This window comes from Paenibacillus sonchi, from assembly GCF_016772475.1.
GTDB classification, from domain to species: domain Bacteria; phylum Bacillota; class Bacilli; order Paenibacillales; family Paenibacillaceae; genus Paenibacillus_AQ; species Paenibacillus_AQ sonchi.
Genome location: NZ_CP068595.1, coordinates 2,137,137 through 2,159,257, shown reverse-complemented (window position 1 = coordinate 2,159,257; position 22,121 = coordinate 2,137,137). Strand labels below are relative to the sequence as shown.

General features: G+C 36.4%; 19 protein-coding genes and 2 pseudogenes. 10 read left to right on the top strand and 11 right to left on the bottom strand.

Features of this window, described 5'->3' with window-relative positions; all coding sequences use genetic code 11:
- Positions 1-181 precede the first annotated feature (181 nt).
- From JI735_RS09995 to JI735_RS09980, 4 genes are all read left to right on the top strand, one after another.
- Positions 182-1,537, top strand: coding sequence for a nucleotide sugar dehydrogenase (locus JI735_RS09995; protein ID WP_202677340.1), 1,356 nt, complete (start codon positions 182-184; stop codon positions 1,535-1,537).
- A gap of 87 nt (positions 1,538-1,624) precedes the next feature.
- Entirely contained in the window at positions 1,625-2,149 is a 525-nt protein-coding gene (locus JI735_RS09990) for a glycosyltransferase domain-containing protein (protein WP_202677339.1), read from the top strand.
- 38 nt (positions 2,150-2,187) lie between these two features.
- The gene (locus JI735_RS37745) at positions 2,188-2,367 is read left to right on the top strand and encodes a glycosyltransferase domain-containing protein (RefSeq protein ID WP_411830085.1); all 180 of its coding nucleotides are present in this window, start codon (positions 2,188-2,190) and stop codon (positions 2,365-2,367) included.
- A 224-nt stretch (positions 2,368-2,591) separates the two neighbouring features.
- Complete coding sequence (locus JI735_RS09980; protein ID WP_202677338.1) at positions 2,592-5,213, top strand: glycosyltransferase; 2,622 nt, start codon at positions 2,592-2,594, stop codon at positions 5,211-5,213.
- Here the strand turns inward: JI735_RS09980 and JI735_RS09975 are convergent.
- The 4 genes and pseudogenes from JI735_RS09975 to JI735_RS09965 all read right to left on the bottom strand — a co-directional run bounded on the left by JI735_RS09975 (position 5,167) and on the right by JI735_RS09965 (position 8,463).
- Positions 5,167-6,180, bottom strand: a complete 1,014-nt coding sequence (locus JI735_RS09975; protein WP_039832392.1) for a GDP-mannose 4,6-dehydratase — start codon at positions 6,178-6,180, stop codon at positions 5,167-5,169. The two genes, JI735_RS09980 and JI735_RS09975, sit on opposite strands and share 47 nt — an antisense overlap.
- Position 6,181: 1 nt before the next feature.
- The gene (locus JI735_RS35505; protein ID WP_233476459.1) at positions 6,182-6,598 is read right to left on the bottom strand and encodes a UDP-glucose/GDP-mannose dehydrogenase family protein; all 417 of its coding nucleotides are present in this window, start codon (positions 6,596-6,598) and stop codon (positions 6,182-6,184) included.
- 75 nt (positions 6,599-6,673) lie between these two features.
- Positions 6,674-7,503 (bottom strand): annotated as a pseudogene (locus JI735_RS35500) (UDP-glucose dehydrogenase family protein); the annotation flags it as partial.
- 12 nt (positions 7,504-7,515) lie between these two features.
- The gene (locus JI735_RS09965; RefSeq protein WP_039832394.1) at positions 7,516-8,463 is read right to left on the bottom strand and encodes a glycosyltransferase; all 948 of its coding nucleotides are present in this window, start codon (positions 8,461-8,463) and stop codon (positions 7,516-7,518) included.
- Positions 8,464-8,578: 115 nt separating this feature from the next.
- Between JI735_RS09965 and JI735_RS09960 the strand changes: the two genes are divergently transcribed.
- Positions 8,579-8,719 carry a hypothetical protein gene (locus JI735_RS09960; RefSeq protein ID WP_202677337.1) on the top strand — a complete coding sequence of 47 codons (141 nt, stop codon included), beginning with the start codon at positions 8,579-8,581 and terminating at the stop codon, positions 8,717-8,719.
- A gap of 88 nt (positions 8,720-8,807) precedes the next feature.
- Here the strand turns inward: JI735_RS09960 and JI735_RS09955 are convergent, their stop codons facing one another.
- From JI735_RS09955 to JI735_RS09925, 7 genes are all read right to left on the bottom strand, one after another.
- Positions 8,808-9,470 (bottom strand): glycosyltransferase domain-containing protein, encoded by a 663-nt coding sequence (locus JI735_RS09955; RefSeq protein ID WP_039832395.1) that lies wholly within the window; start codon positions 9,468-9,470, stop codon positions 8,808-8,810.
- A 205-nt stretch (positions 9,471-9,675) separates the two neighbouring features.
- Positions 9,676-10,770 (bottom strand): DegT/DnrJ/EryC1/StrS family aminotransferase, encoded by a 1,095-nt coding sequence (locus JI735_RS09950; protein ID WP_039832396.1) that lies wholly within the window; start codon positions 10,768-10,770, stop codon positions 9,676-9,678.
- On the bottom strand, positions 10,767-11,744 hold the full coding sequence (locus tag JI735_RS09945) for an NAD-dependent epimerase/dehydratase family protein (protein WP_039832397.1): 978 nt from the start codon (positions 11,742-11,744) through the stop codon (positions 10,767-10,769). Before JI735_RS09945 ends, JI735_RS09950 begins: the two co-directional genes overlap by 4 nt.
- A 16-nt stretch (positions 11,745-11,760) precedes the next feature.
- Entirely contained in the window at positions 11,761-12,717 is a 957-nt protein-coding gene (locus JI735_RS09940; RefSeq protein ID WP_039832398.1) for a Gfo/Idh/MocA family protein, read from the bottom strand.
- On the bottom strand, positions 12,704-13,816 hold the full coding sequence (locus JI735_RS09935; RefSeq protein WP_039832399.1) for a DegT/DnrJ/EryC1/StrS family aminotransferase: 1,113 nt from the start codon (positions 13,814-13,816) through the stop codon (positions 12,704-12,706). Before JI735_RS09935 ends, JI735_RS09940 begins: the two co-directional genes overlap by 14 nt.
- Positions 13,817-13,830: 14 nt before the next feature.
- Positions 13,831-14,526 carry an acyltransferase gene (locus JI735_RS09930; RefSeq protein WP_039832400.1) on the bottom strand — a complete coding sequence of 232 codons (696 nt, stop codon included), beginning with the start codon at positions 14,524-14,526 and terminating at the stop codon, positions 13,831-13,833.
- Between the two features lie 58 nt (positions 14,527-14,584).
- Positions 14,585-15,514 carry a glycosyltransferase family protein gene (locus JI735_RS09925; protein WP_039832401.1) on the bottom strand — a complete coding sequence of 310 codons (930 nt, stop codon included), beginning with the start codon at positions 15,512-15,514 and terminating at the stop codon, positions 14,585-14,587.
- Between the two features lie 182 nt (positions 15,515-15,696).
- On the opposite strand from JI735_RS09925, the gene JI735_RS09920 reads away from it, so the two are divergent.
- The 5 genes and pseudogenes from JI735_RS09920 (at position 15,697) to JI735_RS09900 (ending at position 22,070) form a co-directional block, all read left to right on the top strand.
- Positions 15,697-16,356 carry an acetyltransferase gene (locus JI735_RS09920; protein WP_039832402.1) on the top strand — a complete coding sequence of 220 codons (660 nt, stop codon included), beginning with the start codon at positions 15,697-15,699 and terminating at the stop codon, positions 16,354-16,356.
- A gap of 130 nt (positions 16,357-16,486) precedes the next feature.
- Positions 16,487-18,094 carry a glycosyltransferase gene (locus JI735_RS09915; protein ID WP_157771274.1) on the top strand — a complete coding sequence of 536 codons (1,608 nt, stop codon included), beginning with the start codon at positions 16,487-16,489 and terminating at the stop codon, positions 18,092-18,094.
- A 32-nt stretch (positions 18,095-18,126) separates the two neighbouring features.
- The gene (locus tag JI735_RS09910) at positions 18,127-19,350 is read left to right on the top strand and encodes a glycosyltransferase family 2 protein (protein ID WP_157771275.1); all 1,224 of its coding nucleotides are present in this window, start codon (positions 18,127-18,129) and stop codon (positions 19,348-19,350) included.
- Positions 19,351-19,357: 7 nt separating this feature from the next.
- Positions 19,358-19,944: pseudogene (locus JI735_RS09905) on the top strand (N-acetylneuraminate synthase family protein); the annotation flags it as partial.
- Between the two features lie 350 nt (positions 19,945-20,294).
- The gene (locus JI735_RS09900) at positions 20,295-22,070 is read left to right on the top strand and encodes a helix-turn-helix domain-containing protein (RefSeq protein ID WP_051051485.1); all 1,776 of its coding nucleotides are present in this window, start codon (positions 20,295-20,297) and stop codon (positions 22,068-22,070) included.
- Positions 22,071-22,121: the final 51 nt, after the last annotated feature.

Genomic DNA, 22,121 nt, shown 5'->3' with positions numbered 1-22,121 from the left:
TTATCAATACATAGTATGAAAGTATACAGCACTAGGGGGGGCGATATTGATTGACAAGGGTATCCATAATCATGACTAGTTACAATAAGCCTGTTATATCACGAAGTCCATTCAATCCATTTTAACTGAAAAATAATGTAATTATAAGTAAAAAAATGTAGAAAGAAGGAAGGTTTTAGAATTGGAGAAGAACTCACCATATTCTAATTTAAAAGAAAAATTAATTTCTCTAAAGGCTAAAGTTGGCGTAATTGGACTTGGCTATGTAGGGATGCCATTAGCAATTGAATTATCAAAAAAAGGTTACCAAGTTTATGGAATTGATATTAATGTAGAAAAAATCAGTAGATTAAAGAACATGGATTTCTATATTTCAGGAGTAAATAAAGAAGATTTACACGAAGTGATAAACAGTAAAAAATTTATTCCTACAAATGATTTTTCAGTAATTTCATCTTTGGATTCTATTAACATTTGTGTTCCTACTCCTTTAACAAAGGATGACATCCCGGATATGTCGTATATAAATTCAGTAGTTGAAGAAATAAAACAATATATGCATAAAGAATTACTCATTATTTTAGAAAGTACTACTTATCCGGGTACAACAGAGGAATTGATCGAATATGAATTGACAAAAAAAGGATATAAAGCTGGTGAGGATTATTTTCTTTGTTTTTCCCCAGAAAGAGTAGATCCTGGTAATGGCAAATATAATACAAAAAACATACCAAAAGTAATTGGAGGAAAAACACAATTATGTACTGAAATAGCAACCTTGTTATATAAGGATGCCATTCAATCACTTGTGACTGTTTCTTCCCCTAAGATAGCCGAAATGAGTAAGCTTTTAGAAAATACATTTCGCAGTGTGAATATTGCATTTATTAATGAAATGGCGATGTTATGCGAAAAATTAGAAATAAATATATGGGAAGTAATTAAAGCAGCGAGTACAAAACCCTTTGGTTTTATGCCATTTTCTCCTGGCCCTGGTATTGGAGGACACTGCATTCCTCTTGACCCTATGTACTTATCGTGGAAAGCAAGAGAATTAAACTTTTATAGCCGTTTCATTGAATTAGCACATGAAATAAATCATTATATGCCGGAGTATGTGTTAAATAAGGTTGAAATAGCACTTAATAATGTTAATAAATCTGTCAGAAACTCTAAAATATTATTACTAGGCATGGCGTATAAGCCGAATATTGATGATTTACGGGAATCTCCTAGTCTTTCTATCTATCATACATTAAAAGAAATGGGCGCTTTAGTTGAATACAATGATCCTTATGCAACCCAGTTTACAGATAATGAAGGAAATATTGTACATTCAATTGAATTGGATCATCAAAATCTTCGTAATTTTGACTGTATTATCTTATTAACAAACCATAATGTTTATAACTACCAAGAGATTTCGGAAAATTCTAACTTAATTATAGATACAAGAAATGCCTTTAAAAATATAGATACACCTAACATTGTAAGGATCGGAGATTCTCCCCAGGTTGCTGAGCTTCATTCAGCATAACAGGTACCTGCTCAGAACTTTTGCGTTAGCAGACGCTGTGTAAGTGGTACACTTTTAGATTAGCAAACACACTGGAGGTATTTACTAATGGAGCAAAACAAAATAATATATCAATCTGATGTAGGTACTTCAGTCGGTCAAATTAATAAAAATAAAGTTGTCGTTTATACTGCTATCACAGCTAATTATGACAATCTTTATGAACCCCGGTATAAATCCGATAAATTTGATTATGTATGCTTTACTGACAATCCGGATATAAAGTCAAATTTTTGGAAAATAATACCACTACCACATCATAATCTTGATTCGACAAGAAAGGCAAGATATGTAAAAATACTACCTCACTTGTTTTTTCAAGACTATAACTACAGTGTATGGGTAGATGCAAATATTACTATCGTTGGAGATCTATACGAGTTGCTGCAAAGTTATTTGAAGGAATCTTCTCTTGTCTTTTTTAGGCACTCTGATGGAAGAAACTGTATATATCAAGAAGCAGAAGCTTGCATACGGAGAAACAAAGATGACAAAAATGTCATTCTTGCCCAAGCTGAAAGATATGAAAAGAGAGATATCCAGAAAATAATGGTCTTATTTCTACTGGAGTAATTTTAAGGAGACACAAGGATCCAAAAATTATAGAAACAATGGACGCTTGGTGGAATGAAGTTGAAAACTTCAGTAAAAGAGATCAGATGAGCTTTAATTATATCGCTTGGAAGTATAATACCCCTTTTTCTATTCTCGATGACTATATTAGGGATAATAAATACTTCAAATGGAGAATTCACGATCATCAGACAAATCAAAAAAAATCTTTGATCTAATGTCAATACGAAGTATTAAAGTCACGAAGAATGAATATTTCGGTGGGATAGAGCCATTGAGTTAATAAGTGAGAGCCACGCGATGTTTATAAAGAGAGCCACCGGGGGAGGGGCTCTCTAAGCGAAAGTGACTGTTACTTGCTGAGTCCTTTCCGTTTCCGCATGGAATCCAAGATGGTGTCGGCAATAGCTAAGTCGGTTCAAAGAAAAAGGGTGATATTAAAATGAGGTTCAGTGGTAGCGATAAATTAACAATTCAATCCATATTTAAGGAAGTAAAGAATAACTTCACATATGAATTCTGGGTTAAGCCTGAAGCAGCTCATAAAATTAGAAAAGAGTCAGTTATAGGTGCTTCAGGTATTTCAGATCAAAGGTATGTTATTGCGGCTGGTTATGGGGGCGATAATGAGTATGCTGGAACAGGAGTGTCAGTAGGGACGAATGGTGTTTCAGTTTTTGAACATACAGCAAATCATCTGCCAGCTACTTTAGTATATGAAACAAGTATTACTGACTGGACTCACATTGCAATTGTTTATCGTGATAAAACCCCATATCTTTTTATTAATGGTGAGATTAGAAAAATGGGTTTGAAAAGCCTGAAAACAAATGTTTTTGCCTCAGGGATAATCGGGGGTCTGAGTAATTACGGTTTTTTTATTGGTGAAATTACTAATGTTAGAATTTGGGATTATGCTAGAACAAGGAGACAAATTTACGAGAATATGAATAATGGAATGACTGAAAAAGAACCGGGCTTAATAAGTTTAATTTTAGAAGAAGACAGACTGAATAAGCAAAATCTAATAAGTAATGATGAACGTAATGAAACTAATACTGAAGAAATTGATGTAATCATTTGTGTGCATAATGCTTTAGAGGAAGTAAAAGTATGTCTCGAGTCATTAATTGCTAAGAGAACATTAACCTTTAATATTATTATAGTTGATGATGGCAGTAACAAGGAAACAAGTAGATTTTTAAGGGCTTATGCTGAAGTCTATAATTGTAAGCTTATTAGAAATGATTATGCACAAGGATATACAATTGCCGCTAATATAGGGTTGCTGGCATCATCTTCTAAATATTGTGTGTTACTTAATAGTGATACAATCGTTACACTTCGCTGGTTAGAAAAGCTAATTGCATGTATGGAATCTGAGAAAGCTGTAGGTATAGCAGGTCCTCTTTCCAATGCAGCTTCTTGGCAATCCGTACCAAAATTGTTTGAACAAAATGATTGGGCAAAAAATTCACTCCCAGAAAAAATGAACTTGGAACAAATGTCAAATTTAGTGGAAAACCAGTCAGATAAATGTTATCCAGAAGTTCCACTTTTAAATGGATTTTGTTTAATGGTTAAAAGAGAGGTTATAGATAAAATTGGTTATTTTGATCAGGAGACTTTTTCGGAAGGATATGGCGAAGAAAATGATTATTGTATCCGAGCAAAAAATGCTGGCTTCAAACTAAAAGTAGCCGATGATTGTTACGTGTATCATTATAAATCTAGTAGTTACACGAGTGACCAAAAAAAATTGTTAAAAAAACAAGCAGATAAGCTAATTTGCAGAAAGTATTCCAGTAAAATAATAAGAGATTGTATGACAGCTTTAAAAGAAAATAAGGAACTAAACACTTTGAGGAAAAAAGTTGAAAATGCGATAGAAAACGGTGAAAAGTTAAAAAGAAGTAATATCTCGATTTTATTTATTTTGCCAACAAAAGGAGGAGATGGGGGATCACACTCAGTTGTACAGGAAACAATGGGACTTCGTACATTGAATGTAAATGCAAAAATAGCCAACAATCTTAACTATAAGATTCCATTTTCTGAACAATACTTAAATTTTGATGAATTTTGTGTTTATTATAGAAATCAAGATGAATTAATTCGCCTTTCTCAACACTTCGACATCGTAGTAGCTACCGTATTTACAACGGTGAAAATGTTAAAAAACATCATCGAATGTCACCCCTATATAAAACCCTCCTACTATATACAAGATTATGAACCATTGATGTTTGATAAAGATCATCATTGGTATAAAGAAGCGATAGAATCTTATACATTAATTCCAAATAATAATGCTTTTGCCAAAACGAATTGGATCCGTAATATAATAAAAGAAAATCATGGAATTGAGGTTTATAAAATTGCTCCGAGTTTAGACAACATGCTTTTTAAACCTGCAGTGACAATAAATAATAGTAAAAAAGATGTTGTTCATATTGTGGCAATGGTCAGGCCAAAAACTCCTCGAAGATCGCCTAAAGAAACAATGAATGTGTTGAAAGCGATAAAAGAAAAATATAATTCAAAAATAGAAATTTCTATATTTGGTTGCTCTGATAATGAATTGAACTCTTTAAATGTTCCTTTGAATTTTGATTTTAAAAATCAGGGGATACTCCATAGGGAACAAGTTGCAGAGCTTTTACAAGACTCCGATATTTTTATTGATTTATCAACTTATCAAGCTTTTGGACGTTCAGGATTAGAGGCAATGGCAATTGGTTGCTCTACTATCCTTCCAAAGATAGGAGGAATATATGAATATGCGGTGCATGGATACAACAGTTTTTTAGTTGATACTGCTAATAATGAAGAGGTTATTCATTTTATAAGTTATTTAGTAGAAAATAAAAGTATAAGAAATAAATTTTTCTTAAATGGAATAGAAACTGCTAAAAATTATTCGATAGAAAAAGCAAGTCTTTCGCTTTATCAATTTTTCGATAATATGTTAAATAATAAAGAAAAGGGAATTGACAGAATACACATAAGTCAATTCCCTAATTCATGTCCACTTGATTGTAATATTGATTATACCAGGTTATAAATTTGTTGATACCGTCGTCAATTGATGTATTTGGTTTAAAGCCTACATCTTCAAATAAATTTTTTATGTCAGCATAGGTTTGGTACACATCCCCAGCTTGCATTGGATAATATTTTTTAATCGCTTTTTTACCAGTTGAATGTTCAATCGCTTGAATTAAATCTATTAATCTTTCAGGTTTATTATTCCCAATATTATAAACCTTGTAGGGTAAGGTTTTATTAAATATTGCAGGAGAGTTTTCTATAAGTCTAGTGACACCTTCAACAATATCATCAATATAAGTAAAATCCCGGTACATATCTCCATTATTAAATACTTTTATCATTTTATCTTCAATAATAGCCTTTGTAAAAGAGTAATATGCCATATCAGGTCTTCCATACGGACCATAAACTGTGAAGAAACGCAATCCGGTTGCAGGTATTTTATAAAGGTGACTATAAGTATGTGCCATTAGTTCATTAGACTTTTTTGTAGCTGCATATAAACTAACTGGTTGATCAACCATGTCTTCTGTTGAAAATGGTATCTTTTGATTAGAACCATACACAGAACTTGAGGAAGCATAAAGCAGGTGGCTTACTTTGTGGTATCTACACATCTCGAGAATATTGAAGAATCCTACAATATTGGATTGTATATAAACATGTGGTTTCTCAATGCTATATCTTACACCTGCTTGTGCCGCCAGGTTGATTACTACATCAATGTTGTTTTTTGAAAACAAGTTTTCAAGATAGTCCCTGTCAATTAAATCTGCTTTATGGAAAGTGAAATGATCAAATTTCTTCAATATGTTTAAACGGCTAAGTTTAAGGTTCACGTCATAATAATCGTTCATGTTGTCATATCCTATTACTTTGCAACCCATGCTCAATAACTTTTTGGAAAGGTGCATACCAATAAAGCCGGCTGCACCTGTAACAAGATATGTTTTTGTGCTATCTACAGGTTTTAAATTCATTTTACACACCTACACCATAGTATTTAAATCCTTTTCCAGTTAATTCTTGTTTATCGTAAATATTTCTAAAATCAAAGAAATACTTTCCACTATTTAGTTCATCATATTTATCAAAATCCAGGTTTCTGAATTCATTCCATTCAGTGAGAATCAAAGTAGCATCCGTATTTGTAATAGCCTCGTAAGTTTCTTCACACCAAATCAGGTTATCTTTTATATCATGAAGACGCCATGTACCTTCTTCACGTCCTTTTGGATCATATACCTTTAGCTTTATACCATACTTCACTAATTCTGGTAAGATGACTAATGAAGGTGCTTCCCTCATATCATCTGTATTAGGTTTAAAAGTAATCCCTAGAACCGCTATGGTTTTTCCCTCAACTTCACCCAGAGCATCCACGATCTTATCTACCATTTTAAGCTTTTGTCTTTCATTAGCTTTTATAGTAGCTTCTATTAAAGAGAGATGTTCACCGCTATCTTGGGCAATTTTAACGAGAGATCTGGTATCCTTTGGAAAACAGCTTCCTCCATAACCAGGACCTGCATGTAAAAATTTGGGGAGATGCGTCCGTCCTTTCCCATTGCTTTAGCTACTTTTTGAACGTCAGCCCCCACCTTTTCACAAAGATTAGCTACTTCATTAATAAAGGTAATTTTCATGGCAAGAAAGGCATTTGATGCGTACTTAATGATTTCTGCCGTTTCAATGTTCGTTATGACAAAAGGAGTTTCATTGATATATAGGACTCGATATACTTCTTTCATTAGATTGACAGCTTTTTCATTTTCAGCACCGATAACTACTCTATCGGGATGAGTAAAGTCTCTAACTGCAGATCCCTCTCTTAAAAATTCAGGGTTTGAAACTACGTCGAAAGTATAGTTTACCCCTCTTTCGTTTAGAGCATCTTGCACCAGTGACTTGACTTTTTGTCCTGTTCCTACGGGTACAGTCGACTTATTGACAATCACCTTATATCCATTCATGTAAGTAGCTATACTCTCGGCAACAGTAAGAACATATTGAAGATCAGCACTTCCGTCATCTGCTGGCGGTGTTCCAACCGCAATGATGATAATGTCATTTTTTTCTACAGCATCCTGGATATTAGTTGTAAAATATAGTCGTTTATAATAATAATTTTTTTCGACCATTGTTTCTAATTCTGGCTCATATATGGGAATAATACCTTGTTTTAAACGAGCAATTTTGTTTTGATCAATATCAACACATGTAACTTTATGGCCAAAGTCTGACAGGATTGCTCCCGACACTAAACCAACATAACCTGTACCTACTACGGCAATTCTGGACATTAATTACACCTCTTATATACCTTTTAAGTAGTAGAGATTTAATATCTGATCAAACTTTTTTGCTACAGCATTATAATTGTAGTTCTCTAAAATATAAGGCTGTATCTCACTTAAATACTTTTGTCTTTGTTCCTCATCACTAAGGATGGAAAGAGCCTTTTGTAATTCATTTTCATTTTCGACAATGGCATAATCTAACTTGAACTTACGAAGTAACTCAGAATAAGCAGCAGAATTTGATACAATTGTGGGAATACCATTTGCAATCGTCACTAGCAATCTGTTATTGCTCTTTTGTTTTTCCAAACTATCGTGAGACAAAAAGCATAGACTATAACGCTTTAGATTATTAATAAATCCTTCATATTTCCATTCTATTAACTCAACATTGTCTAATTTAATTTCTTTATTGCCTATAACACCTATTGAATATTTAGGTTGCGCGGATATATAATCAATTGCCCACATTGCTGATTCTAAATTACCTAGTTGGTGATTACCAAACCAAACTACTTTTCCGTTAAACGGTGAAAGGGAAGGGTTCAATTGTTCAACATAATCGATACCATCATTCAAAATGCAACAAGGTTTACCTAGCTTCAATTCCTCTATCCGCGCTTTTTGAGTTTCATTTGCAACAGTAATTAAATCAGCTTGCTGCGCAACTTGGTTAAATGATTCTCTGGCATCATCGTACTGCCGTCCTACCACATCATAGATGAGAAAGACCTTTCGTTTCTTTTTTTGATCTAGAATTTTTATTAAATTTTCTTGTGAAGCGGATTGATTCACAACAATAATGTCAGCATTCTCCGGATCATCAAGATTAGCTATATACTTGTTGGGAAATAACTTTTGAAGATGATCTATTAGATATAAAGCCCGAAGTCTTGATGTGGCATTTTTTATAAAAGGCCTTCTTTTGGGGATAAATGTTATCTTAATCGGATTTTTTTCCACTTTTACTCCCCTTCCAAAATAGTCTCATATAATAATATGCGTTAAATTTTGTTATGCTTAATTAAAATGCCTAAACGGTCTGCAAAATATATTCAAGAAAAGGCAGGAAGGATGTGTGCATACGCCGATTCTTATGGGGACGGATGGTTCGATCAGCATCTGGACGGAACTGGAGGACATGGAACGGTTTGACCCCAATGAAGGAAGCAAGGCGTTTTTATCTTGTAGGGGGGGACGAGTGGACGCGTTCAGCTAATGGTAATGCATCGTCCGATCGCAAGAAAATCGTGCTCGCAGGGGCTCCGTGTCAAATCATGGGGCTAATTCTTTGAAACAAAAGGTTTTTATGAATTATTTTTATGTTTATACCCAATGATATAGGGATTTATACGAATTTGTTGGCCAATTTTGATTTCATTTGCAGTGATTCCCAATTTCCACAGACAAAACACTAGAGAACACTGATCTCGTTCGCTTCCAGTAGCGATTTCGTTCCACCAAAGTTCATTCAATTGGTTTATTTTTTCCGTGTTTTTTCTAATAATAAATCCACTCTCAAATAATCCATAATCACGAGGAAATCCTTCATTTAGATACTTTATTTTTACACGGTCCGCAATTTCGGTGCTTACTTTGTTGACTTTTAAACAGTGTTCTAATTCTTGATAGGTGCAGTTTCGTCTTGGATGCTTGTATAAGGCAATATCTTGGCCCTCTAGACATTCCACTATCATCTCATAAATATCTTTTGCTTTTAATTTAAAATTTGCATCCAAATAAATGCTCAGGTCATGTTCTGGTAGAAATTTATGAGATAACAATTTGGTTAAACGAGCCATTTTTCTTGGGCTTTCAAATTGTTTTTCCAATACTTTAATCGTCCAATTTTCAGACTTTATGCTCGGGTCATCCGTAAACAGAATATAATCCACACTTTTATCTATACATAAGGGTTCTTTAACGGAATCATGATTACCAAATAATGAAGTATAAACAACTACCTTCATAGTATGCCCTCCTCGAGTCTATTAGCGAATGATCGCTTAAGATAACTACGTACCACATAATGTCCAAAAGAGGATGGGACGGGTTGTTCGAAAATAGCTGCAGTAGTTGTCCAGGACCGTAAACCCGTCAAGGCCACGAAGCGTTCATTTAGCCTTGACGGGTGTTTTCAAATAGAAGAAATCGGCAGCCACCCCATTGGACTGCTTAATCCTCGAGAGTCCTCACATATTTTTCTATTATGTTGCTAATATATTTGTGATCCACGTTATCATAACAAGGAAGAGTTACGGTATTTTTTTCAAGATATTTTGCAATTGGCTGAACACTATTATACTTGTTCTTATAATAAGTTGTATTGCTCAGGCAATACGTTCCTATTGTGGATTCAATTCCATTTTCCGTTAAATAAGCGATTAAATGATCTCTATTCATCCCTTCGGGAACCATAAAAACGAGGGATTGAATATTATGAATCACATTGTCCAGCGAATTTTGCCTTTTAAAACCTAAAAGATGGAGTCTCTTTTTATACTCGTCAGCTATACTGTTCCTACTTTTCACAATTGATTCTAATTTATTTAATTGTTTTATTCCCATTGCTGCTTGAAGCTCCGATAGTCTGTAATTATATCCATAATTAATGAAGTCAGCCATTCCATCTCGGACAATCGCTCCATGGTTTAATTTAACACTCATAATTTCCGCGATTTCTTTCTTATTGGTTGTAATCACTCCTCCTTCGCCAGTCGTAAGCAATTTCCGGGGATGAAAACTAAAACAGGTAAGATCTGCGATTTTACCTACGTTGACTCCATTTTCACTGCTCCCGATGGCACAAGCAGCATCTTCAATCAACGGTATTTGATGTTCTTCACATATCCCTTTTATTTTAGATATTCCGCTTGGGTTTCCGAACGCATCCACGAATATGACTGCTTTTGTTTTTTGGGTTATTTTCCTTTCTAGTTCTTCCGATTTCATATTGAAAGTATCCTGATCCACATCCGCAAAAATTGGCATCGCTCCGATATCCTCTACAACATTTACGGTTGCCGGAAAAGAAAAGTCGGATACGATCACCTCGTCTCCCAATCCTATTCCGAGTGATTTTAAGCACATTGTCAATGCTGTAGTCGCAGAGGTGGTCAGGAAGGCATGATCGACTCCTAAATAAGTTTTTATTTCCTGTAAGAATTTGTTTACATATTCTCCTTTGGTAAAAGTTCCAGATTCAAATATTCTTTTGAAATCTTCTTCAACTTCTTGAAAGGTAATATAAGGTTTTATTAATTTTATCATTTAAGAACATTCCTCTTGTTATATATTTCTTTATACCATCGCACCGTTTTTAATAACCCTTCATCAAAATCCACTAAATTAAAATTAATCATCGACTTGATCTTTTGATTGCCTGCATGATGACAGGCTACATCTGCCGGTCGACAATCTTTATATAAAATAGGACCTTTATAATTGAGGATTTTTGATATTTTTAAGATAATTTCTTTAATTGCAATGTGATTACCGGCTGCAATATTTACACAATCTCCACGTTTAATCACATCATAAACCTTGATTATAGAATCGATTGTATCTACTACATAAATATAGTCTCTACTTTGTAGACCGGTTCCATGGATTTCCGGAGCATCACCATTTAACAATTTCATAATCGTTGCAGGAATCACTCCTGATAGAGGGCCTTCATAATTTTGCCTAGGACCATAATTATTAAAGGGTCTGACGATAAACGCATCCAGACCGAACATGTTAACATAACTGTGTAACATGGTGTCAGCAGCGGCCTTGCCTGCAGCATAGGCCGTAGTTGGAAGTATCGGATGCTGTTCATCCATCGGCTCATATTGTGCGCTGCCATAAACCTCAGATGATGAAAAGTGACAGAGTGTTTTAAATGCTCCTTTTCTCTGTAACTCAAGCAGATTATTTAAAACGATCACATTTGTCATATAGGCATTCGATGGATTGATAAAGGAATAATTCAATGCCTTGGTGGCACAGTTGAAAACAATATCAATCTTATGTTTTTCAATTATATATTCCAGAGAGCCTTTTAATTCGGCATCATCTACATATAAGACCATTCCCTTGGACAATGCGTCTGATAAGTTTTCTCTGTTTCCTAAAAACATATTGTCAACAACTATGACTTGTTTCGCTTCATTCATCATTAATTGTTCTACCAAGTGACTCCCTATAAATCCCGCACCGCCGGTAATTAATATCGTGCTATTTTTTATTTTAGGCCTCATAGTCCACCTCCACTTGTTACTTGTTCCCCTCGATGTATGCTCTAATCATCTGTGCGACTTCCAAGGCTTTGGATGCTTCTTCAGGTCCTACAATGGAACATTGCTTCATTCGAATGGATTGCACAAAATGATCGATTTCAGCAAAAAGGGGTTCAGTGTTGGGAACGATGATCTTTTCAACTATACTTTCTTGTCGGTAGGATAGATTTTTTTCTATAACAGAATCCACTTTTTGACAGATAAATAACTCTTTGGTCATATAGTCAGATTTGATCAACCGATCTCTTTCGGTGATCGTCAACGTCCTTACTTTTTCCTGAGATAAGCGGTTGGCTACCAGATTTGCTATGACCCCATTTTTGAAAGTAAGCACAGCATTAGCCACATCCATCTGCCCAGATTCCGTCAGGCTATAACCTACCGCAGAAAGGCTTTGAATCGGACTTCCGACCAAACTTAAGACAATATCAATGTCATGGATCATAAGGTCAAAAATAACATCTATGTCAATCACTCGGTTGAGGGCCCCTAATCGCCTCGTTTCAATGGAAATCATTTTGGGGCGATTAATAATTTTGTTTAGCTGTTGAATTACCGGATTGAATCTTTCCACATGCCCTACCTGAACAATGACATTCTTAGCCTTGATTAATGGTTTGATTTGTTCCGCCTCTTTCATCGAACTGACGAATGGTTTCTCAACCAAAACATGTTTTCCTTCCTGCAATGCCTGTTGGATGAAAGTGAAATGTAAACTGGTTGGAACAGAAATGATTACTGCATCCACTTTTTTTAATAATTCACTAAATGACGAAAAAGGACAAACATCGTACTCCTTAGCTATTTCCAGGCACCGTTTCATATCGTTATCATAAACACCAACAAAATGGACATTTTTCATCTTATCCAGGGTTCGGCAATGATTCATGCCCATAATTCCGACTCCGGCTACCCCAATATTAATTAATTCCATTACTATCACCCTTAAATTCTTTAATTGAGGATATTACATAATCTTGTTCGTATTCTTTTAACGTTGGATAAAGCGGCAGGGCCAGGATTTTTTCCGAAACCTTTTCTGCTATTGGAAAGTCTCCTTTTTGATAATGGAGTCCATGGAAGGCAGGCTGAAGATGAAGGGGTAGGGGATAATAGATGCCTGTAGCAATTTTTCTATGGTTTAGGTATGAGGCTAATTCGTCGCGATTGTCTGTTTCAATGCTGTATTGGTTAAAGACGTGTTCCCGATTCTTCACCGTAATAGGGGTTTTAACCAAACCTATCAATTTTTCTGAGTAGCGGTTCGCAATTTCTCTCCTTTTTTGATTCCAATCATCTAGTCTCTTCAATTTCACTTCTAATATGGCTGCTTGGATTTCATCTAACCGACTGTTTAAACCGATATCAGAATGTACATATTTTTTTTCGCTTCCATGATTTCTCAATACTTTAATTTTTTCATATAAATCCTTATCACTCGTTACTACCATACCTCCATCTCCATATGTTCCAAGATTTTTGGAAGGGAAAAACGAAAAACAACCTGTATCACCAAATGATCCTACTTTTTTTCCATTAAAAGTGGCTCCGATGGATTGGCATGCATCCTCAATAACCTTTAAACGATATTTTTTCGCTATTTCCATAATCTTTTCCATATCTGCCGATTGTCCAAAAAGGTGTACAACCATAATTGCTTTCGTTTTTTTTGTTATCGCTTGTTCAATCAAAGCGGGGTTCATATTATACGTTATGGGATCAATATCGACGAAAACAGGCTTTGCCCCGACACGAGCAATAACCTCTGCTGTGGCAAAGAAGGTAAAGGGGGGAGTAATGACTTCATCTCCATTCCCAATAGACATGGCTTCCAATGAAAGAAGGAGTGCATCTGTCCCATTCGCAACCCCAATGCCATAAGAGGTCCCTACGTATTCGGATAACAATTTTTCAATTTGCTTTCCTTTATTCCCTAGAACATAGGATCCACTTTCCAGAACTTCATGAACTGACTTCTGTATCTCATCCTTTACACTCTCGTATTCCGCCTTCAAATCCAATTGAGGTATCATTTGTTTTCAATCCTTTACAAGGTATTTTCATCCGGTACTTTTCTTGCCGGGTTTCCTACAACTGTCTCAAAATCCGGCACATTTTTTGTCACAACGGCCCCTGCACCAACCACAGTATTCTTACCTATAATGATGGCAGGTAACAATGATGCATTATTCCCTATTTTTGCTCCTTCCTTAATGTAAGGACCTCTCAATGTAAATTCTTTTGCTCCCATATATTTATCATTGGACATGGAAACGCATGGACCAATGAAGACGTGATCTTCAATCGTAGTATCTGCCGTAACATAAGCTAAGGTTTGGATGGTGCAATGCGAACCAATTGATGTATTTAATTCAACCATGGCACCTCGACCTATGACAGTATTCGCTCCAATCCGTACTTTTTCACGGATACTTGCTTGATCCCCAATGAATGCATCTTCAGAGATTACAGTTCCCGTGTAAATCGAAACATGATTTCCTATTTTGACATTAGATTTGATCTCAAGTGGAGGTAAAGTAGTCTCCGTTTTTCGCATATTTGCATTTCCACCGGGATAAACCCCGATAATACAGTGAGATCCTATCGTTACGTTATCCCCAATTTGGGTATTTCCCAAAATAGCCGTATGATGCCCGATAGAAACGTTTTTTCCTAATACGACACCCTCCTGAATTACGACCAGTTCACCTATATTTGCATTCTCTCTAAATCTATCAATCATTTGCATCCCCTCTTTTTGGTATCAAATTAGAAAAAAATTGTAACTCCACTTTCTTATATCAATTGTGAGTACCTAAGATACCCTTAATCATATTTACTAACTCTAAGGCACGTACCGTCGCTGAATGTTTTGTATGAACCATTCTATAACCTTCATTTGCCATCTTTGCCCGTTCTTGATCATGGGTTAAATAGAACTCAATCTTTTCCAAAAAATTCTTTTCATTAATAGAGGCAAAGTGTACATCCGGTATAAATCCTATATCCTCTAGCTCTTTTAAGGGTGGCGCAAGCAAAAGAGTGTTGCAAGCCGGAACTTCAAAATACTTTGCTAATGGATAATGGAAGGTTGAATCACATGTTAAAAATAATTTTGCTCGATTAATTTCCTTAGCATATTTTTCTCCTATAATAATATTTTTCCTGGTTTCATCCTGGTTTTCGTAACCAGGGTGTGGATGATAAACAAAAAAAGGCTTTTCTATTAAAGCATCATACATGATTTTTCTTAACGGATAATACCTCCTTGCTACCCCCATCATTAAACAATCGATGTCTTTAGGTAACCCATAATCTTTAAAGACCTCTTCATTGGCAAAGTGAGGCAGCCACCTCATTCTTTGGAGATATTTGGGATACCTATTTATAAAGTAATCTCGACAAAGTGTAAAAATATATGGAACATGATTCTGCTCAATAAAAAGGATACGTTCTTGCACGAGTCGATGAAGATCATACATAAAAACACCGAATGGGATATTAAGAGAGGAGAGTCCGGTGATGACGGGAGAACGATTGTCAACCGGATCATTGATCAATATAAAATCCGGCCTAAACCTGATATGATTCAGGATATTTTGAATATCCCCTGGCTCACTCCATAGCACTAAATCGATTACCTTAGACAATGCCTGAGAGAGATAATATGGATGTCTTTCCGTCTTTTTGGAAAAATCACGGCTAATATATAATATCTTGAGTTTTTCCATTAGCTACTCCTTTCAAATTAGTCAATACAATCAACTCATGAAAAATCCATCTACAAGTTTCAAAATTATATTATGCATTGGATGTTTAACATTCCATAGACTTGAATGGAATTTCCGATTAAACACATTTTTAATGTCTCATACATTAATATAACTAATCGACTTTCAAGGAGTGTGTAATAATGACAATCAGACCAATTGTTATCTTAGGTACAGGTGGAAACTGTATTGATATTTTGGATACAATAAATGACATTAATGCTATTCAATTAAAATATGAATGTGTCGGATTTCTTGATGATAACCCAGATCATTGGGGACAAAGGATTGCAGGGTTACCCATTCTTGGCCCGCTTCCCACTGCCAAAGATCTTCCTCCATCGCATTTTATTGTGAACGGTATAGGAAGTCCTCGAAATTTTTGGGAAAAAGAATCTATTATAGCAAAGACGAAAGTCGGTATCGAAAAATTCGAAACTATTATTCATCCTACTGCCCATATATCAAAAATGTCTGATATTGGTCGGGGGACGGTTATTTTCCAGAATGTCACGATTACATCGAATGTTAAAATTGGTGATCATGTAATCATCCTTCCAAATACAGTGATAAGTCACGATGATATTATCGGCGATTACTCCTGTATTGCTGGTGGAGTTTGTATTTCCGGTGTTGTTTCAATTGGTAAATCATGCTATATAGGAACAAATAGCTCAATAAAACAAAATGTATCAATAGGTGATTTTTCACTTGTTGGGATGAATAGTGCCGTTTTGCGTGATGTTCCGAAAAACAATGTAGTTGTTGGTAACCCAGCAAAATTTTTAAGATATACCCGCTGATGTGGCCGGGGGGGGGGGGGGGGGGGGGATACAATCAGTAGCCTTTTCTTTCAAATTAAGTGACAATGATTAAATTTGAGACATAAGTTAATTGAGGATGTGAGTGGAAAATCTCAAATCCTAGGAACGAGTGAGTAAACAAGAGCATTTATTATTTTATAGTGGGAGGAAAGGATGGGATATAATTTTGTTAAAAATAGTTAGCGTAATTGACCAGATCGGTTCAGATATAGATTATTTAGCTAATGGTTTATTGCCCTATATGGATCGCTATGATTACCAAGTTTTCGATGTACATCCTACAACCCCAAGTACTTCTCAACTTATGCGATTCGAAAAATACGGTAAGGATGCAGACATTATTGATTTTCAACATCCTCATATTGCGCTTTTGCTATTAAACAGGTATTCCTGGCTTTCAGAAAAGAAAAAAATATTAACCAACCATATTCCTGATTATCTAAATAACAGTCAATATAGCATGTTTGATAAAGTAGTCACTTCAAATAAAACAATGCAAAGAAGAATACCGGGCAGCGTGTTTATTCCTTTAACAGTGGATACTAATTTCTGGACTTTTAATGACAAGTGGACGAATAATAAAAATTTGATTATGGTTACCGATGAAATAAAGCAAGAAAAGGGAGTTTTTGAAGTAGCAGTTGCATGCCGTAACCTTGGGCTAAACCTTTTATTGGTTGGTCGAAAATCGGATGAAAGCTATTTAAGTAAAGTGTTAGAAACTGGACGTGTTACTTACCGACAAGAGATGAGTAAGGAAGAACTTCAACAATTGTATTATCAATCTACCTTATTCGTTTGTAACTCGGATGAAAGTGAGATTGGACCTGTTTCAATATTAGAGGCCATGATCTCTGGGGTGCCAATTCTTTCCCGTTCAGTCGGACATGTGCCAGAACTTAACAAAAAGAATAGTATTCGATTATTAGAGTCTCCATTAAATGATGTCGCTTCATTGACAAATGCTATTGAGAATCTTCTGAGCAACGAGCAAGAGCTCTTAGTTATGCGCGAGAGAGCTTGGCAAATTGGCTCAAAGCAAGCAGACGAACGCAGAGCATACAATTATCAAAAGCTTTACAGTTCCCTTTTTCCTGGAACCCCAGTCTCTGTAATTGTAACAATTTATGAATATCATCATACAATACTTAATTGTTTACAATCTATTGCTGCCCAAGATTATATTAATAAAGAGTTAATTATCTGTGATGACAATCCGAATAGTGAAAATCAGTCAGTAATAGAGGAATTTGCACGTTCAGTCTCTTTTCCAGTTGTATATCGAAACACATCCCGAAAGGAAAATGATTATGGGCTAGCTAGAGCTCGTAATGTAGGGATAATAGAGGCAAGTGGTGATATTTTAGTGTTTTGCGATCAGCGTATAAGTATGCATTCCAATGCTATTAGTGAATTTGTCAAAAATCTAATGCCTAAAAAATGGTTATTTGGCACAAAAGGAACAATAAAAGGATTTGTTGAGAACTTCTCCTGTGTTTACCGAAATGATCTAATAAGAGCTGGCATGTTCTGTGAGCGTGTTGATGAATATGGTGGGGCAACACAAGAAATATTTAAACGCACTCATTCACAGAGGTTTAAGCATGAACTAATTCCAACTGCTAATTCAACTTTTATTGTTGAATCATTAAGTCTTTCAAAAAGACGTCTAGAAATTATTAAAATGCGAAATCGCTTATATAGAATGAACTTTTAGCCTTTAAAAGGGAGGAAAAAATAGAGGTAGAGGTGAGATTATTGGAAAGTGGTAATTTAAACAGATCACATACTATAGATGTAATAGTCTGTGTATATAACGCGTTGGAGTATGTCAAATTGTGCTTAGAATCCTTGATAGCAAAAAAAACCATTCCATTCAATTTAATCATTGTGGATAGTGGGAGTGAAAAAGAAACAAAAGACTATTTAGCTTCTTTCGCAAGGAAATATGATTGTAAATTAAAAACTAATAACTCAAAGACTGATTACACAATTGCATCAAATCAAGGACTGAAATTGTCTACATCAAAATATTGTGTGTTATTAAATAGTGACACAATTGTATCTATTCATTGGTTAGAAAAACTGATGGATTGTATGGAATCTGAAAGCAGTACAGGAATTGTTGGACCTTTATCAAATTCGGCCAGCTATCAGTCAGTACCTAAGGATGTTAATGGAAATGGAGGCACGGTAAACGAATTGGACAAATTAGGAGGTAAAGAGCTAACCATTGAACAAATGGCATATTTTATAGAACAACAATCAAAAAGAATATTTCCAGTTGTTAATCAAGTGAATGGGTTTTGTTATATGATTAACCGTTCCGTCATTGAAAAAATAGGTGATCAGGATGAAATAAACTTTCCTTGCTATGGGGGAGAGGATGATTATTGTATTCGGGCAGTCAATGCAGGGTTTAAACTAAAGGTTGCCGATGATTGCTATATTTATCATTATAAATCCAAAAGTTATAATACTGAAGAAAAAAACGAGAAAAGGAAAAATGCAGGGAGACTTCTACGGGAAAAACATACACCAACAATTGTTAAACATCATTACACTGAAATAAAAAATAACATTGAACTTGCAAGAATAAGGGAAGAAATTGATCTAGCGCTAATTAATAGCAGTTGTATGTATGATTACAATAGGGCTATTATGCTTATCTGCTCTGACCCGGAAAAAAACAGCAACCTTGAAACGATGATAAAAGAAACAAAAAGAATGTATAGAGATAATATACTTCTAAAATTGGCTGTACCTTTTCTTTTTAAAGAATATCTTACAAAAATATATCCACATCAAGCGGTTCATTTTATATTTTACGAAAATAAAAGTGAATTGATTCGAATTAGTCAGCATTTTGATACCGTAATTGCCGCTGATTTAAAAGCTAATGATACTTTACGGCAAATTGCAGCAAATTATGACCATATTAAAGATGTTTATTATACCGTAGAAAAACATTGAATTTTGAGAAACCCTTGATGTTGCTTGCTACAAGATTGCCTCCTTCGAAAATAATGATATCCCTTTATTAAGAAAAGTCGCATCCAAAGGAAAGCCGATGATTATTTCAACAGGGATGGCTTCACTTGGTGAAATCTTCATACGATTCCCTATTTAAGAGATGTATTTCATTGTCAGGTTGGTTTATCAGACCATACATTGGGAGTTGGAGCAGCTGTTGCAAGTGTTCCACTTGGCAGCACAGTCATTGAAAAGCATTTTACACTTAACCGTGATGAAGGTGGAGTTGATTCTGCTTTTTCTTTGGAGCCTGAAGAATTTGCTGCACTTGTGAGAGAAACGGATACAGCCTGGAAATCATTGGGTGGAGTTTCAATCGGCCCCACAAAGGAGGAAGAACATTCACTTCAATTCAGACGCTCGATTTATATTTCTAAGGATATAAAGGCTGGCGAAGTACTGACATTGGAAAATATAAAAGTGATTCGTCCGGGATTTGGGTTAGATCCAAAATACTACGATTTGCTCTTAGGAAAACAAATTAAAAGAGATCTAAAAATTGGAACTCCATTAAGCTGGGAGCAGTTATTGTAATAATGTTTGAATAATGATTCCTATATAAGTTGAACTTTAGTTTTACATTGTGGGATATGGTCGTCACTGCAGGGAATGTTTGGACTTCCAGCCGCTGTTGTCCCCAGATTTCTTGATTTGAACCGCCTTTAGCGGTTGAAATCTGGTGACAAAGGCGGACGCATTCGCTCTTCCAGTTCCAAACTTCCCCTCCGCACTTCTTCCCTTTTATGAATTCTTTAAGTTCAACTTATATAGATCAACCTACAGTTGCATCTTTATCCTTCTGCCCAACCGCTAATCCATGTTCTTTTAAGAGGATGGAATTATAATAGACCTACGACGTCGAATTGAATCTTGGGAGATGTAATATGATCAGCAGCGAACAAGTGGGCAAGCGGATTGCCAGACTCCGGAAAGAAAAACACATGTCACAGGAACAACTGGCGGAACAGTTAAATGTCAGCGCCCAGGCGGTTTCAAAATGGGAAACCGGTAAATCATTGCCTGAAACCTCTAGTCTTCCACTATTGTCCAGCCTATTGGGCCACTCTATAGACAGCATATTGCTGCCCCAGAAGCTGGTCGTTCTTAGCGCAGTTTATACCGATGGTCAAGCGGCATATGATGTCACCCATTTTGTTAATCAACTTATTGTCGGCAACAGATTGAATCTTGTGGTCAACAAGTTAACTTTTCCAGAGTCCATCAAGAGCGACCGCCTGAAGCTGCTGCTCCTGAAATATGAGACTCCTTCTGGAGTCTATGCCACTTATGTGTTTAATGACGATCTGCTTACCATTGATCTTCATTCCACAGGCTATGCTTCCAGCCCAAGCGAGCTTGATATCGTATTCGCCGCCTACGGCAATGAACAGGCAAACCGCAATGTATTAAACAAAATAAAACATTATGAGTTTTTTCAATGGAAACAGCTCACTGCCAGTCATAAGCTTTTTCCAAGTCTGATCGACAACAATGGTAACGATTATCTGCTGCTCCTATATCTGAACGAGGAGGGCATTCATGCGGTAAGCTGCGCGGAAGGTGAACAGATCCACTATACTCCAGATCGGACCCGGCTTTTCCGAACGGAATCTCCTCATGAGCATTGCATTGTAGAGGGGGTAGGTCGGCTGGGCTTTGGCAGAGGGATGGACTGCTCCTGGGCAGGGGCACTTCTTTTGTCACTGACAGCAAGAGGAGTAGATACCACCTACGAGCAGATTATGGGAGTGTCGGGAGCGTGCTGGAGAATTGCTTTTACAGCTATGTGGGACTACAGCTCGACGGATGCACTTGTGGCCTATAACTACTCCGATCCGGCGTTTAACGCCTATGGGCTAACCGCCATTTGGGCCAACAATCTGAATCCCGAGGAGCGCAGATTGGAAAAGCACAACATCTTGGAGAGCATCCGCAATCATCAGCTTCCTATAGCCATCAACCTGCGGGTCGCCCCTGAGTGGGGAGTGATCACCGGCTATTTGGATGCTGGCGGCACTCTGCTGTGCCGCAGTTATTTTGACGATGAAACCTTTGAGAAGCTTCGCAATGATCCGGAGTTTCTGGAATACATGAAAGTCAGCAAGGGTTATCTGAACGTGGACAATTGGCCTTACATGCTTGTCCGTATAGGCAACCAGGAGAATATCCCGTCAGCATTGGATAATCTGTATGCTTCGTTCAGAATTAGGGTGGATTCGATGAATACCGCCGGGAATGGAGACTACAGCCTTGGTTACAGGGCTTTTGAGGTCTGGCAGGATGGGCTTTTGGATGATGCCTGGTATAAGAACGCAAGCGACAAGGACTTTGCGCGCAGGCTGGGGGTGAACCACTTCTGCATGATGGGATTAACCGATGCCCGAAGAAGCGCTGCGGCTTATCTGCAAGAATCTCTACCGCTGCTGGGGAACCGTCCTGGATATACAGCTCTGTCCGAACTGGCGGAATTATACGCACAGATCGCTGCGTTACTTGCAGGATATTATAATTGCATGACTGACCCGGCTTCCGTTAAATCGGACATCTCCAGACAGTTATGGACCCGAGAACAGCGGGAACAGCAAGCCAAACTGCTTCAGACAGTTGCAGCCTTGGAGCTTCGGGGAGAGGCGCTTGCACAGGCAGTCTTGCAACATTAGCCGAAAAAATGTGGGGTAATTAAAGAGAAGCGCAGGAGCGCTTCTCTTTTT

What these genes read in the sequence shown, in the direction of transcription:
- JI735_RS09990 (WP_202677339.1), top strand. Translation starts at nt 1,625, where the DNA reads ATGGAGCAAAACAAAATAATATATCAATCTGATGTAGGTACTTCAGTC.
- JI735_RS37745 (WP_411830085.1), top strand. Translation starts at nt 2,188, where the DNA reads ATGGACGCTTGGTGGAATGAAGTTGAAAACTTCAGTAAAAGAGATCAG.
- JI735_RS09980 (WP_202677338.1), top strand. Translation starts at nt 2,592, where the DNA reads ATGAGGTTCAGTGGTAGCGATAAATTAACAATTCAATCCATATTTAAG.
- JI735_RS09975 (WP_039832392.1), bottom strand. Translation starts at nt 6,180, where the DNA reads ATGAATTTAAAACCTGTAGATAGCACAAAAACATATCTTGTTACAGGT.
- JI735_RS35505 (WP_233476459.1), bottom strand. Translation starts at nt 6,598, where the DNA reads ATGGTAGATAAGATCGTGGATGCTCTGGGTGAAGTTGAGGGAAAAACC.
- JI735_RS09955 (WP_039832395.1), bottom strand. Translation starts at nt 9,470, where the DNA reads ATGAAGGTAGTTGTTTATACTTCATTATTTGGTAATCATGATTCCGTT.
- JI735_RS09950 (WP_039832396.1), bottom strand. Translation starts at nt 10,770, where the DNA reads ATGATAAAATTAATAAAACCTTATATTACCTTTCAAGAAGTTGAAGAA.
- JI735_RS09945 (WP_039832397.1), bottom strand. Translation starts at nt 11,744, where the DNA reads ATGAGGCCTAAAATAAAAAATAGCACGATATTAATTACCGGCGGTGCG.
- JI735_RS09940 (WP_039832398.1), bottom strand. Translation starts at nt 12,717, where the DNA reads ATGGAATTAATTAATATTGGGGTAGCCGGAGTCGGAATTATGGGCATG.
- JI735_RS09935 (WP_039832399.1), bottom strand. Translation starts at nt 13,816, where the DNA reads ATGATACCTCAATTGGATTTGAAGGCGGAATACGAGAGTGTAAAGGAT.
- JI735_RS09930 (WP_039832400.1), bottom strand. Translation starts at nt 14,526, where the DNA reads ATGATTGATAGATTTAGAGAGAATGCAAATATAGGTGAACTGGTCGTA.
- JI735_RS09925 (WP_039832401.1), bottom strand. Translation starts at nt 15,514, where the DNA reads ATGGAAAAACTCAAGATATTATATATTAGCCGTGATTTTTCCAAAAAG.
- JI735_RS09920 (WP_039832402.1), top strand. Translation starts at nt 15,697, where the DNA reads ATGACAATCAGACCAATTGTTATCTTAGGTACAGGTGGAAACTGTATT.
- JI735_RS09900 (WP_051051485.1), top strand. Translation starts at nt 20,295, where the DNA reads ATGATCAGCAGCGAACAAGTGGGCAAGCGGATTGCCAGACTCCGGAAA.